The sequence below is a fragment of the Planotetraspora silvatica genome, assembly GCF_016863315.1.
Taxonomy (GTDB): domain Bacteria; phylum Actinomycetota; class Actinomycetes; order Streptosporangiales; family Streptosporangiaceae; genus Planotetraspora; species Planotetraspora silvatica.
Genome location: NZ_BOOQ01000012.1, coordinates 14,061 through 27,043, shown reverse-complemented (window position 1 = coordinate 27,043; position 12,983 = coordinate 14,061). Strand labels below are relative to the sequence as shown.

The 12,983-nt window shown below is 70.0% G+C and carries 14 protein-coding genes; 4 read left to right on the top strand and 10 right to left on the bottom strand.

The genetic code is table 11. The features are described 5' to 3' along the window. Positions 1–3: 3 nt before the first annotated feature. Together Psi02_RS10595 and Psi02_RS10590 are read left to right on the top strand one after the other, a co-directional pair. Complete coding sequence (locus Psi02_RS10595; protein WP_203973296.1) at positions 4–828, top strand: amino acid ABC transporter permease; 825 nt, start codon at positions 4–6, stop codon at positions 826–828. Further along, positions 825–1,565, top strand: coding sequence for an amino acid ABC transporter ATP-binding protein (locus Psi02_RS10590; protein WP_203973295.1), 741 nt, complete (start codon positions 825–827; stop codon positions 1,563–1,565). Before Psi02_RS10595 ends, Psi02_RS10590 begins: the two co-directional genes overlap by 4 nt. On the opposite strand, the gene Psi02_RS10585 is transcribed toward Psi02_RS10590, so the two are convergent. Beyond that, positions 1,562–2,995 (bottom strand): FUSC family protein, encoded by a 1,434-nt coding sequence (locus tag Psi02_RS10585; protein WP_203973294.1) that lies wholly within the window; start codon positions 2,993–2,995, stop codon positions 1,562–1,564. The genes Psi02_RS10590 and Psi02_RS10585 overlap by 4 nt on opposite strands. Before the next feature lie 61 nt (positions 2,996–3,056). Between Psi02_RS10585 and Psi02_RS10580 the strand changes: the two genes are divergently transcribed. Together Psi02_RS10580 and Psi02_RS10575 are read left to right on the top strand one after the other, a co-directional pair. Beyond that, positions 3,057–3,488: a MarR family winged helix-turn-helix transcriptional regulator gene (locus Psi02_RS10580; RefSeq protein ID WP_203973293.1), complete on the top strand. Its 432-nt coding sequence runs from the start codon at positions 3,057–3,059 to the stop codon at positions 3,486–3,488. 60 nt (positions 3,489–3,548) lie between these two features. Further along, positions 3,549–4,124 (top strand): pyridoxamine 5'-phosphate oxidase family protein, encoded by a 576-nt coding sequence (locus Psi02_RS10575; protein WP_203973292.1) that lies wholly within the window; start codon positions 3,549–3,551, stop codon positions 4,122–4,124. 5 nt (positions 4,125–4,129) lie between these two features. On the opposite strand, the gene htpX is transcribed toward Psi02_RS10575, so the two are convergent. The 9 genes from htpX to Psi02_RS10530 all read right to left on the bottom strand — a co-directional run bounded on the left by htpX (position 4,130) and on the right by Psi02_RS10530 (position 12,814). Then, positions 4,130–4,978, bottom strand: a complete 849-nt coding sequence (gene htpX, locus Psi02_RS10570) for a zinc metalloprotease HtpX (RefSeq protein WP_203973291.1) — start codon at positions 4,976–4,978, stop codon at positions 4,130–4,132. Positions 4,979–5,063: 85 nt separating this feature from the next. After that, positions 5,064–6,548, bottom strand: coding sequence for an NADH-quinone oxidoreductase subunit N (locus Psi02_RS10565; protein WP_203973290.1), 1,485 nt, complete (start codon positions 6,546–6,548; stop codon positions 5,064–5,066). After that, complete coding sequence (locus Psi02_RS10560; protein WP_203973289.1) at positions 6,545–8,236, bottom strand: complex I subunit 4 family protein; 1,692 nt, start codon at positions 8,234–8,236, stop codon at positions 6,545–6,547. The genes Psi02_RS10565 and Psi02_RS10560 overlap by 4 nt, the downstream gene beginning before the upstream one ends. Further along, positions 8,233–10,143, bottom strand: a complete 1,911-nt coding sequence (locus tag Psi02_RS10555; protein WP_203973288.1) for an NADH-quinone oxidoreductase subunit 5 family protein — start codon at positions 10,141–10,143, stop codon at positions 8,233–8,235. Before Psi02_RS10555 ends, Psi02_RS10560 begins: the two co-directional genes overlap by 4 nt. Next, positions 10,140–10,523 (bottom strand): NADH-quinone oxidoreductase subunit NuoK, encoded by a 384-nt coding sequence (gene nuoK / locus Psi02_RS10550; RefSeq protein WP_203973287.1) that lies wholly within the window; start codon positions 10,521–10,523, stop codon positions 10,140–10,142. The genes Psi02_RS10555 and nuoK overlap by 4 nt, the downstream gene beginning before the upstream one ends. A 33-nt stretch (positions 10,524–10,556) precedes the next feature. Then, positions 10,557–11,096, bottom strand: coding sequence for an NADH-quinone oxidoreductase subunit J family protein (locus tag Psi02_RS10545; protein WP_203973286.1), 540 nt, complete (start codon positions 11,094–11,096; stop codon positions 10,557–10,559). Then, positions 11,093–12,016 carry a NuoI/complex I 23 kDa subunit family protein gene (locus Psi02_RS10540; protein WP_239094780.1) on the bottom strand — a complete coding sequence of 308 codons (924 nt, stop codon included), beginning with the start codon at positions 12,014–12,016 and terminating at the stop codon, positions 11,093–11,095. Before Psi02_RS10540 ends, Psi02_RS10545 begins: the two co-directional genes overlap by 4 nt. Positions 12,017–12,176: 160 nt before the next feature. Next, positions 12,177–12,563 carry a type II toxin-antitoxin system VapC family toxin gene (locus Psi02_RS10535; RefSeq protein ID WP_275415180.1) on the bottom strand — a complete coding sequence of 129 codons (387 nt, stop codon included), beginning with the start codon at positions 12,561–12,563 and terminating at the stop codon, positions 12,177–12,179. Next, positions 12,560–12,814: a type II toxin-antitoxin system Phd/YefM family antitoxin gene (locus Psi02_RS10530; RefSeq protein WP_203973284.1), complete on the bottom strand. Its 255-nt coding sequence runs from the start codon at positions 12,812–12,814 to the stop codon at positions 12,560–12,562. Before Psi02_RS10530 ends, Psi02_RS10535 begins: the two co-directional genes overlap by 4 nt. Between the last annotated feature and the right edge of the window lie 169 nt (positions 12,815–12,983).

Below are 12,983 nucleotides of genomic sequence, written 5' to 3'. Positions count from 1 at the left end.
GTGATGGCCGACCAACAGACGCCCGCCTCCTCCGGGAGGCGGCTCACCCTCCGGCAGCGACAGCGGGCCAGCCGGGGCATGCAGTACGCCGTGCTGATCGCGGTCGCCGTCCTGCTCGCTGCGCTGGCCGACTGGTCGGCCATCCAGCAGTCGTTCCTTAACCTCGATGTCGCGAAGGAGGGCCTGCCCGAGCTGTTCACGGTGGCCCTCCGGAACACCGTGATCTACACCGTGTCCGGCTTCGTACTCGGCTTCGCCTTCGGCCTGGTGCTGGCCCTGATGCGGCTGTCCCGGGTCGCACCCTACCGGTGGTTGTCGGCCATCTACATCGAGATCTTCCGCGGGCTGCCGATCCTGGTCGTCTTCCTGATGATCATCAGTGTCCCGCTGGCCTTCCCCGGCTTCGAACTGCCCGGTGGCGTGTATGGCCAGGCGGCGCTGGGGCTCGGCATGGTCTCTGCGGCCTACATGGCGGAGAACTTCCGGGCCGGCATCCAGGCGGTGCCCAAGGGGCAGATGGAGGCGGCGCGCTCTTTGGGCATGCCGCACGGACGCGCAATGGTGTCGATCGTCATCCCGCAGGCGATCCGGATCGTCGTACCACCGCTCACCAACCAGCTCGTCGCTCTTCTGAAGGACTCGTCGCTGGTACTGATCCTCGGAGTGACGGCCACCCAGGTCGAGCTCGCGAAGTTCGGCAACGACCAGTCCTCGACGTTCGCCAACCCGACACCGCTCCTGGTCACCGGCTTGACCTACCTGCTGATCACGATCCCGTTGGGGTATGCGGCCCGCCGGATGGAAGCACGCCAGGGAGCGAGCCGATGAGCACCGTCGAGATCAGGAATCTGCACAAGTCCTTCGGCAAGCTCGAAGTGCTCAAGGGCATCGACTTCAGCGTCGAGACCGGCCAGGTCGTCTGCGTCATCGGACCATCGGGCTCGGGCAAGTCGACGCTGCTGCGCTGCGTCAACCTGCTGGAGCAGCCCACCTCCGGCCAAGTGTTCGTCGACGGCATCGAGCTCACCCACCCCGATGTGGACATCGACGCCGCCAGGCGGCGGCTCGGCATGGTCTTCCAGCAGTTCAACCTCTTCGCGCACCTCACCGTGCTGCGCAACGTCACCATCGCCCAGGAGCGGGTGCTCAAGCGCCCGCGGGCGGAGGCCGTACGGATCGCGCGGGAGAACCTGGAGAAGGTCGGGCTCAGCGAGAAGGCGGAGTCCTACCCCGCTCAGCTGTCCGGCGGACAGCAGCAGCGGGTGGCCATCGCCCGGGCGCTGGCGATGAACCCGTCGCTGATGTTGTTCGACGAGCCGACCTCGGCGCTCGACCCCGAACTCGTCGGCGACGTCCTCCAGGTCATGCGGCGTCTCGCCGAGGACGGCATGACCATGCTGGTGGTCACCCACGAGATGGGCTTCGCCCGCGAGGTGGCCGACCGGGTGGTCTTCATGGACCAGGGCGTGATCGTCGAGGACGGGCCGCCGGCGCAGGTCATCGCCGCGCCTCAGCACAACAGGACACGCGAGTTCCTCCACCGCGTCCTGCATCCGGGGGACTAGCCGGACGCCGTCCCGGCGCCGGATGCGGGCGAGCCCGGCAGGCTCGGCGCCAGGACGAGCGCTGCGGAGACGGTCGCGTGGACCTGCCTGAGAGTCCGGTCGAGCGTCGCGAGCGGCGACCCCGCGTCGGGCACCGCCACCGGCACCAGTTCGGGGACGGGCCGCCGGGCGAGGGCCAGCCGGGTGGCTCCGATGTTGCGCCGCAGCGCTCCGCGGGCCACCCGTCCGGCCGGCCCACCGCCGGCGTCCGTGTCCTCGGCCAGGGCTCCGCAGGACGCCAGCGGCTCGACGCAGTCCGCCAGGCCGGGCCGCCGGATGATCCGCCGCCAGGCCAGGGCGGGTTCGGCGGCCACGCGGAGCGCCGCCACGTTCTTGTCGAACTCGCGCCGGCTGTCCTCGCCGGGCTTCTCGAGCAGCGCCCCCAGCGCGGCCAGGGTCCGCGCGAGGTTCTTCCGCATGACCGCCTCGGTCCTGACCGGGACGAGGACCCAGGCCGCCAGGACCCCGCACAGGCACCCGGCGACGACGGCGGCCAGCCTCTCCCCGAGGACCTCGATCCCCGAGACCCCTGCCGGAGCGGCGAGCCCGTACAGCAGCGCGAGGATGCTGGTCACGCAGAAGGACCAGTAGGCGTAGTCGCGGTCGCGCAGGATGAGCCCGGCCAGAAGGTATCCGAAGATCGTCACGGCCACGAGCCATCCGTGGCCGAGGACCAGGACGCCGACGAGGGTGGAGGTGGCCGTTCCGAGGAGGGCGCCACCAGTGCGCTGGACGCTCCGGTGCACGACGTGACCTCGGGACCGCGCCCCCACCGACACGGTGAACGCGCTGATCACCACCCAGGGCCAGTGGCCGGGGAAGAGCAGGTGGCCGATGGCGAAGGCCAGGGCCAGCGCGGTCGCCGACTGCGCGGCGAATCTCGTGTGAACCGATCCGGCGGTTCCCTCCTGGATTCGCTCCCCGGCCGGGGTGCGGATCGAGGTGGCGCGGATCGAGGTGAGGGCGGTCCATCCGACCGCGACGGCGCTCGCCACGACCGCCCACACCAGGGCGCTCCACGGATCGTGTCCCACGGGAACCGGCGCGATGAAGAGCCCGACCAGCGGAAACAGCATCATGCGGCCGATCGCGGAGGCCCGGGAACCGTACCGGCGCAGGTGGATCGACACGAAGACCGCGGCCACGAAGACGGCCTCTCCCAGCAGCGGCGACCAGTGCATCAGGGCGCCGATCAGGCCGGTCGCGGCGACCACGGGCACGACCAGCAGAGAGCGGCGACCGGCCTTCGTGCGTTCCAGTGAGATCGCCAGGACGACGCCGAGAATGACGGCGCCCAGCGGTTGCCGCTCTCCCGCGACCGAGCAGAGCACGCCCAGCGTCGCGGCGGTGCCCACCGCCGCGACGAAGGACCGGGGAATATTCGTAAGCATATGCGTACGATTTTCGCCCCGGATAAGGCCTACTAGCAAGGCACAACGTAGGATCTTGAGCGTGGAGGAGCACGAAGGGACAGCCGCGGTACGGCGAGGCGCGATGCGGCTCGCCAGACGACTGCGCGCGGAGAGACCGGCGGAGAGCCTCAGCGGCGCCAAGCTGAGCGTGCTCGCGCATCTCTACCGGAACCGGGGCATGACGCCGAAGGAGATCGCCGCGGCGGACCACGTGCGAGCCCAGTCGATGACGCGCGTGCTGGCCGACCTGGAACGGCACGGGCTCGTGGCGCGCGACCGCGACCCCTCCGACGGACGGCAGTCGCTGCTGACCCTCACGCCGGCCGGCGAGGCCGCGCTCATCGAGGACATGTCGCACCGAGACGATTGGCTAGGGACCGCGATCGCCCGGCACCTTTCGCCCGCCGAGCGCCACCTGCTCTACCTGGCCGGCGAACTCATGGACCGCCTCGCGGCGGCGGAGGACGTCTGACCTCCTTCGCGGAAATTGCCGGGGATTTCCCGATATGCACCCTCGGGATATGGTCGCGACATGGGGAAGATCTATGAGCGGCTCACCGACAGGTTGCGCGACTTCATCTCCGCCCAGCCGGTCTACTTCGTCGCGACGGCGCCACAGAGCGGCGGCCACGTGAACGTGTCCCCCAAGGGGTACGCCGACACCTTCGCCGTCATCGACGACGTCACCGTCGCCTATCTCGATCTGGACGGAAGCGGCGTCGAGACGATCGCCCACCTGCGCGACAACGGCCGCATCACCGTGATGTTCTGCGCCTTCAGCGGGCCGCCCACCATCGTCCGCCTGTACGGCACGGGCCGCGTCGTCACGCCGCACGACACGGAGTTCGACGGCCTGATCAAGCTCTTCGGCCCGCATCCGGGGGTCAGGTCGATCATCGTCGTCGACTGCGACCGTATCTCCGACTCGTGTGGGTTCTCCGTCCCCTTCATGAGCTACGACCAGGACCGGACCCTGCTCGACGAGTGGGCCGGGCGCAAGGACGTCCAGCAGAAGCGGGACTACCGGGCCAGGAACAACCGCGAGAGCATCGACGGCCTGCCCGGACTGCGGGCCGAGGAGACCGACCCGGCGACCCTGCGCTCCTGACCGCGTCAGCGGCGATAGCCCGCCATCCGCTCCAGACGGGAGATCCGCTCGGCGATCGGCGGGTGCGTGGAGAACAGCCTGCCGATCCCGGCCTGGCGGAACGGGTTCGCGATCATCATGTGACTCGCCGACGCCAGCCGTCCGTTCTCGGGGAGCGGCAGCTGGCGGATGCCCATCTCGATCTTCCGCAGCGCGGAGGCCAGCGCGAGCGGGTCGCCCGTCAGCCGGGCCCCGGACTCGTCGGCCGCGAACTCCCGCGACCGGGAGATCGCCATCTGGATCATCGACGCGGCGACGGGCCCGAGGATCATGACGAGGAGGGCGCCCAGGATTCCCGGGCCCTCGTCGTCGTCCGAGCCGAAGAACAGGCCGATGTAACCGAAGTAGGTGATCATCGTGGCCAGCGCGCCGGCGATCGAGGAGATCAGGATGTCGCGGTTGTACACGTGCGACAACTCGTGCCCGATGACCCCCTTGAGTTCGCGCTCGTTGAGGATGCCGAGGATGCCGTGGGTCACGCAGACGGCCGCGTTGCGCGGGTTGCGGCCCGTGGCGAACGCGTTGGGCTGCATGGTCGGCGACACGTACAGCCGGGGCATGGGCTGGCGGGCGTCGTAGGACAGTTCCCGCACGATCCGGTACAACACCGGCTGCTCGACCTCGGCGACCGGCCGGGCCCGCATGGCGGACAGTGCGATCTTGTCGGAGAAGAAGTACGCGAGACCGTTCGCGAAGAGCGCGACCACCAGCGCGAACCGCATGCCCGCGCCATCCCCGACCCAGGCCCCCACCACCAGGATCAACGCGGACAGCGCTCCCAGAAGGACCGCGGTCCGCAGGCTGTTGTGGTGCACGCCTCCTCCTCACGGTTCGGTGTGTTCAGCCTTACTAACGCCTACTGCCTGGCTGAACGTTCCCCGCTGAACAGGGGCTGTGATCTCAGCCCACCGCCGACAGCACCACCTGGGGGGCGACGGAGAAGACCAGCGTGACGATCACGGCCAGTCCCACGGCCACCGCGACGGGCGCGGACCCGGATCGGTGAGTGCCCGTGGACAGCGGGGTGAAGAGCCGGGCCGTCCAGGCGATGTAGTAGTAGAGCCCGATGACCGTGTTGACGGCCATCACGACGGCGAGCCAGCCGAGCCCTCCGTCGACGATCGCGCGGAAGACGACCACCTTGGCGAACAGCCCCGCGAGCCCGGGGGGAAGCCCCGCCAGGCAGATGAGCGAGAAGGCGAGGGACAGCGCCGCGACCGGGCTGTGGAAGGCCAGACCCTGGTAGTCGTCCAGGTCGTTCCGCTCCCGGGCCCGGGACACCAGCATGACGACGCCGAACGCCACGAGGTTCATCGCCGCGTAGAACGCCAGGTAGGCCACGGACGCGCCCACGGCGTCCCGCGGGACGCCGGCGAAGGCGGCCAGCGGGGCGAGGATGTAACCGGACTGGGCGACCGACGACCAGGCGAGCAGCCGTACGGCATGGCGTTGCCGCATCGCCAGCACGTTGCCGGCGGTCATGGTCAGGGCGGCGATGACGGCGACGACGGGCGCCCACACGGCGGCCTGGCTCGCCAGCGCGGTCGTCAGGATCAGGACCAGCCCGGCGAACCCCGCGGCCTTGGAGATGACCGACAGCAGCGCCGCCACCGGGATCGGCGCGCCCTGGTAGACGTCGGCCGCCCAGAAGTGGAACGGCACGGCGGCGACCTTGAATCCGAATCCGGCCAGCACCAGCACGATCGCGACGGTCGTGACCCCCTGGCCGACCCCGGCCGGCGCGGCGCTCTGCCCGGACGCGTAGAAGGCGGCGATGCGGTCCAGATGCACCGAGCCGGTCACGCCGTACAACAACGAGACGCCGAACAGCATGATCGCGGTGGAGACCACGGACACGAGGAACAGCTTGAGGGCCGCCTCGGAGGCACGGCCGTCGTAGCGCCGCATCGCCGTCAGCGCGAACACCGGCAGGGACACGAGTTCCAGCGAGACGACGAGCATGATCAGGTCACGTGAGGCCGCCAGCAGCACCGCTCCGGTGAGCGTTCCGAGCAGCAGGAAATACCATTCGCCGACCGGAACGCGCCCACCGGACGTCTCCGCCATGGACAACAGCACGACGACGACCCCGGCGGCGAGCACGAGCGCCATGAAGACGAGCGTGAACCGGTCGAGGACGAACGAACACGACGCTGCGGATCCGAGCGAGGGAGGCACGCAGAAGGTGCGCCGCTCCCCTCCTCGTACGGCCTGCGCCACGAGGACGGCGAGCGCCACGGCGACGCCGCCGAGCGCGACGACGCCCAGCAGGCGCCCGCCACCGGGCCGCGCGGGCAGGAAGGCGTCCAGCAGCAGGACCAGCCCGGCCGTCAGCGCGAGGATCAGCGGGACGGCGACGGCGGAGTAGTCGATCGACTGGATCATCCGGCGCCGCCTCCGAGACCGAAGATCGCCTGCACGGCGGGTCCCGTGAGGGCGAGCAGCGCCTTGGGCCAGACGCCGAACAGGATGGTCAGCGCCACGAGCGGCACCCACGCGGCCAGTTCACCGGCCGTCACATCCGCCAGGCGGCCGGCCCGCGGCAGACGGGCGCCGGAAGGCGCGGGCGCGTCGGCCCGGGGCAGACGGGCGCCGGAAGGCGCGGGCCCGGAGTCCTCGACGTCGGCGACGGCCGTCCCCGTGGCGACGGGCTCGACCGGCTCGCCGGGACCGAGCACGACACGGACCTCCTCCGACGAGGCGAGCGGCGGGCCGACGGGGACGATCTCCCGCGCCCTGCCGTGGGTGACCCTCGACAACATCACCAGGAAGTACGCGGCCGTGAGCACCGTGCCGACGCCGCCGACGGCCATGAACACGAGGAAGAGCGGCCGGGACAGCCCGGCGGCGGGCCGGAACGCCCCCAGCAGGGCGAGCATCTCGCCCCAGAACCCGGCCAGCCCCGGCAGGCCGAGCGAGGCGACGCAGGCGAAGGTGAGCAGCGAGCCGATGTACGGCAGGCGGCGCAACATGCCGCCGCCGAGCCTGACCATGTCCGCCGTGCCGTACCGTTCCTTGATCCCTCCGGCGACGAAGAACAGCAGACCGGTGATCAGACCGTGCGCGATGTTGCCGAAGAGCGCGGCGTTCATGCCCACCGGGGTGAGCGTCGCGAAGCCGAGCAGCACGAAGCCCATGTGGCCGACCGAGGAGTAGGCGATCATGCGCTTGAGGTCGCGCTGGGCGAGACAGGCCAGCGATCCGTAGATGATCCCGACCACGGCGAGCGCCCCCAGCCAGGGAGCGAGGGCGGCGGCGCCCTCGGGCAGGATCGGGATCGCGATCCTGGCGAAGCCGTACGAGCCCATCTTCAGCAGCACGCCCGCCAGCAGGACCGAGCCGACCGTCGGCGCCTCGGTGTGGGCGTCGGGCAGCCAGGTGTGGAGGGGCCACATCGGCGTCTTGACCGCGAGGCCGATCCCGACGGCCAGGAACGCCACGATCTGCACGGACCTCGCGATCCCCGCCCCGTGCCGAGCGGTCAGCTCGACCATGTCGAGGGTGCCCGTCTGGGTCCAGATCACCAGCAGGCCGAGCAGGAGCACGGCCGAGCCGAGCAGCGTGTAGAGGATGAACTTCACCGCGGCCGCACGCCGGTGACGGCCGCCCCAGATCGCGATCACGAAGTACATCGGGATCAGCACGACCTCGAAGAACACGAAGAACAGCAGCAGATCGAGGGCGAGGAAGGTGCCGATCATCCCGACTTCGAGGACGAGCAGCGTGAACACCAGGGCCCGGAGGCGCCCGCCGTCCGGTGGATGCCCGGCGAGGTGGACGAAGCACAACAGGCTCAGCAACGCGGTCAGCACGACCAGCGGCAGCGAGATGCCGTCCACTCCGAGGTGGAACCGCAGGTCGAGCCCCGGGATCCACGACCAGTCGGTCTGGAGCCGCATGCGGCCCGCGTCCCCGTAGTCGAAGACCGCGGCGACGACGACCGCGAGCACGAAGGTCACCGCCGAGACGGCGATCCCGTGCAGGCTCACCGCCCGCCCCCTGAACGCCGGCGCGGTCAGGCTCGCGGCGCCGGCCAGAGGCACCGCGAGCAGCGCGAGGAGAAGCCAGCTCATCCCAGCACCACCGCCGCCACCGTGATCAGCAGGAGTCCCGCCAGCAGGCCCGTCACGTAGAGCTGGGCATTGCCGTTCTGGGCCAGGCGCACGAACCCGGACAGGCTCATCGTCAGCCGGCCCGCGCCCCGGACGGCGCCGTCGACCACCTGGCCGTCGGTCCTGACGACCCCGCGAGCCAGGCGGAGGACCGGTCGCGCGAACACCGCGCGGTACGCCTCGTCCACGTAGAACGCCCGCTCGCACGCCGTGCGGAACGGGCCGAGCATCCGGGCCGGGTCCTGGTGGGGGGCACCGCGCCAGAAGGCGTAGACGACACCCGCGCCCAGCAGGGCGACGATAAGGCTCACCAGCGCGGACCCCCAGTCGACCTCGGTGACCCCGGCGAATCCCAGGAGCAGGGCGGGCACGGCGAGCACGCCGATCGGCCAGAGCATCGACCTCGGCGCCTCGCGGCCGTCGAAGACGTGGGCCGTCCCCGGCGGCGGCTCCGGCAGCGCCTCGACCCTCGCGGGGCCGAAGAAGGTCCGCAGCCAGGCGCGCATCGCGTACGCACCGGTCACCCCGACGGTCAGCAGCGCCGCGCCGTACAGGAACGGCTGGGCCGGAGAGTGCGAGTGCTCGATGGCGGCGATCACCGCGTCCTTGCTGAAGAATCCGCTCGCCGGGGGCAACCCCATCAGGGCGGCGAAGCCGACCGTCATCGCCGCGAACGTGATCGGAATCGAGGTGCGCAGCCCGCCCATGTGGGTCATCAGGTTGGATCCGACATGGTGGATCACCGCGCCAGCCCCCAGGAACAGCAGCGCCTTGAACGCGCCGTGCGTCAGCAAGTGGAAGATCGCCGCCTTGTCCGATCCCGCGGCGAGCCCCGCGGCCATGTACGCGAGCTGGCTGATCGTCGAGTAGGCGAGGACACGTTTGAGGTCGTCCTGCGCGAGGGCGGCCAGCGCCGCACCCAGCATGCCGATGGCGGCGACGACGGCCAGCACGTCGAGCGTCGGCTGGGCGCCGAGGAAGGCCGGGTAGAGCCGGGCGACGATGAAGATTCCGGCCGCGACCATCGTGGCCGCGTGGATGAGCGCGCTGATCGGAGTGGGGCCGGCCATGGCGTCCGGCAGCCAGGTCTGCAGCGGCACCTGGGCGCTCTTGCCCGCGACGCCGGCGAGCAGCAACATCGTCGCCGTGATCAGGGTGCCCCTGGGGATGTCGGCGCTCAGCACGTCGTCGATCCGGAAGCTGCCGGCCGCGAACCCCAGCGTGAAGATCCCGAACAGGAAGCCGACGTCACCGAGCCGGGTGACGAGGAAGGCCTTGACCGCGGCCCGGGAGTTCGCACGGTCCTCCCACCAGTGCCCGATCAGGAGGTAGGAGCACAGGCCCATGATCTCCCAGCCGGCGTAGAGGACGATCAGGTCCCCCGCGTAGACCACCAGCAACATCGCGCTGGTGAACAGGCTGATGAAGGCGCTGTAGGACGGATGGCGCGGATCGTCGCGCATGTATCCGACCGAGTAGACCTGCACGGCGAGCGCCACGACGACCACGAGCACGCCGATCAGGATCGACAGCCCGTCGGCCCGCAGCGTGAACGAGATGGGAACCGACCCGGTCTCGACCATCGTGAGCGTGCCCTCGGTGCTCCCCGGCAGAAGCCCCGCCCAAAATCGCGCACCCGTATAGGACGCCGAACCCCTTGGCAGCGCGCGGGCCGACCACGACGCCAGCCACAACGTCAGCAGCAGTGACCCCGTGACGGGCGCGATCGCGAACCACGCCGCCCTGCGTGCGGCGGCGCGGTCGTTCTCCTTCGTACGGCTCCCGCCCCGCGGCCACCGCGAACCGAGCAGCCCCGCCACGGCGGCGACGAAGGGTAATAGGACGATCAGGACGACCACAGAGATCACGGCCGGGCCTCCCTGTCGGCGTCTTCGCCCACGCCCACCGGCTCCTCCGGCGGGCCTGCCTCCTCCGACGCCCCGGTCTCCGACAGGTCGCGGAGGCGGTCGACGTCGATGCTCTGCCGGTTGCGATAGACGGCCAGCACGATGGCCAGCCCCAGGCCGATCTCGGCGGCCGCGATCACGATGACGAACAGGGTGAGCACCTGGCCGCCGTGCAGCCGGTCCCTCAGCCACACGTCGAAGGCGACGAGGTTGAGGTTGACCGCGTTGAGCATGAGCTCGACCGACATCAGCACGAGGATCGCGTTGCGCCGGGCCAGCACGCCGTACACGCCGATCGAGAAGAGCAGGGCGGAGACGACGACGGGATAGACGATGTGCACCTCAGCCCACCGCCCCGTCGCAGGTGATCGGAGTCATTCCCGCCCCCTGATGTCGGTGCGGGACAGGACGATGGCCCCGATCAGAGCGGCCAGCAGGAGCACCGACAGCGCCTCGAACGGCAACACCCAGGTCCTGAAGATGCTCGACCCGAGCGGCTTGGCCGCCCCCTGACCGGGCTCCAGCGGGGCGTAGGCCGTGCCGAACCCCGCGACGACGACGCTCACGAGCACCCCCGCCGTGGCGAGGGCGACCAGGACGGCGGCCCATCGGTTGCCGGAGTCGAGATCGGCCGAGCGTCCGATGGGCGCCCGGGTCAGCATGATCCCGAACAGCAGCAGCACGACGATCGCGCCCACGTAGATGAGCACCTGAACCCATGCGACGAACTCCGCCGTCAACACGAGATAGCCTCCGGCCAACGCGCCGAAGCACAGGACGAGCCACAACGCCGCGTGGACGAGTTGCCTCGTCGTGACCACCAGCAGCGCGGATCCGACCGCGACGACGCCGAGCAGCAGGAACACCACCTCAGGCCCGCTGGGCGGCCAGAACCCCGGCGCCTCGAATGTCACGCGTCCTCCCCTGGCCCGTCCTTCGCGGGGTTTCCGGGGCCTTCGGGGTTCTCCGGGGCGCTCGGCTTCTTCGGCAGCGCGCCGGGCGGCCGGATGGAGCGGATGTCCCGCATCGGCCGCGGCGGCTCCCGGCGCGGCGCGCCCTGTTCCGACGTCACGATCTTGTCTGACGGGGAGCCCTGGTCTGACGGGGTGCTCTCGCCGGAGGACGTTTCCGGCGTCACCGCCGGTCCGGCGGCCGCGCGCGGGGTGCGCGGCCCGGGCCCGGATTCGGCCGGCGTGGCGGGTTCGGTCCCGTCGCCCGCGCCGTCTCCCGCCTTCTCCGCCACCGTCTCGGCCGCCTTCTCGCCCGCGCGGCCGGCGACTCCCCGGTCCGTACGGCCGGCCGGGGCGGGCCGTCGTGCCGTGTCGGGCGTGCGTGCGGGACGCGAGCCGGCGGAGATCTCCTTCGGCGGCTCGGCGCCGGCCTCGTGGGGCGGCGGCGGGGGCACGGTCGCCGCCCACTCGCCCAGCCGGTCCTTCTCATGGAGAAGATCGCGAATGTCGTATTCCGTGTATTCGAACTCGGGCGTCCAGAACAACGCGTCGAACGGGCAGACCTCGATGCAGATGCCGCAGTACATGCACAGGGAGAAGTCGATCGCGAACCGGTCGAGCATGTTCCGCGCCCGGGGCCTGCCCCCCTCGGGGGCCGGGAGCGTCTCCTTGTGCGAATCGATGTAGATGCACCAGTCGGGGCACTCACGGGCGCACAACATGCACACCGTGCAGTTCTCCTCGACCAGTGCGATCACGCCCCGGCTGCGGGGCGGCAGGTCGGGTTTGACCTCGGGATACTGCTGCGTCTCTGATTTGCGCAGCATGTGCCTCAGAGTCACCGCCAGCCCCTTGGCCAGCCCTTCTCCTGGTATGCGCGCCATATTCGACATCATGACGTACAAGCGCCGACAGGTGAATCCAGTGGCGCGACCATATCGGTTATCCACAATTTCCACAGGCATCCGGCCGACTTATCCACAGATACGTGCGGAAGGATCAGCCGAACCAGGCGGAGCGATCCACAGGGTCGCCGCCAGATCCTCAGAGCCTGATGACTTCGACGCCCGGCATCTGGTCGTAGTCGGCGTCCTGCGTTACGACCGGAACACCAAAGGCAATGGCGGTGGCGGCGATCCAACTGTCGTTGATGGGCGCCTTGCGTCCCAGCGCCCGCAGGCGTGAGACCAGCAACGCCCACGCCTCCGAGACCGCCTCGTCAACAGGGATCGGCTCGAACCGCTGAGCCAGTTGATAGGTGGACAGGCGACGCGAGGCCGCGACGGGATCGCGAGCTTGAAGAACCCCGAGCCGAAGCTCGCCGAGGGTCACTGCGGAGACTCCCCACTCGAAGTCGGCGAAGCGCTCCGCATCAAACCGCTGCCCTTCAAACCCGATGAAAACGGATGTGTCAGCGATTGCACGCCTCACCACGAAAGATCATCCGTTGTTTCGGTAAGTGTCTCGCGCAACTCGTCCGCGAGCCCCGTCACATCAGGCTCCAAACGGCTCAATTCCCCTGCGAGCACCGAGACGGCCAGCCAGCGGCGCCTGAGAGAGAAGGGAATGATCCTGGCGACCGGCCGATTGTCCTTCAGCACTTCGATCTCTTCACCCGCCTCGACGCGCCGGAGCACGTCGGCGGTGTTGTTGCGCAGCTCACGCGCCGGAATCGCCGTCATACGCCAATCGTAGGACGGTTGCTACAGGTGTAGCAACCGTCCTGGCGGAAATCGACTGCGATAGACCGTAGGGACAGCCGTCGCGGGCGGCGGCCGCGAGGACCGCGTACTCGCGCCTGGACAGGTCGCGGATCTCGAAGGTGATGCCGTGCCGTACGGCGAAGGGGTT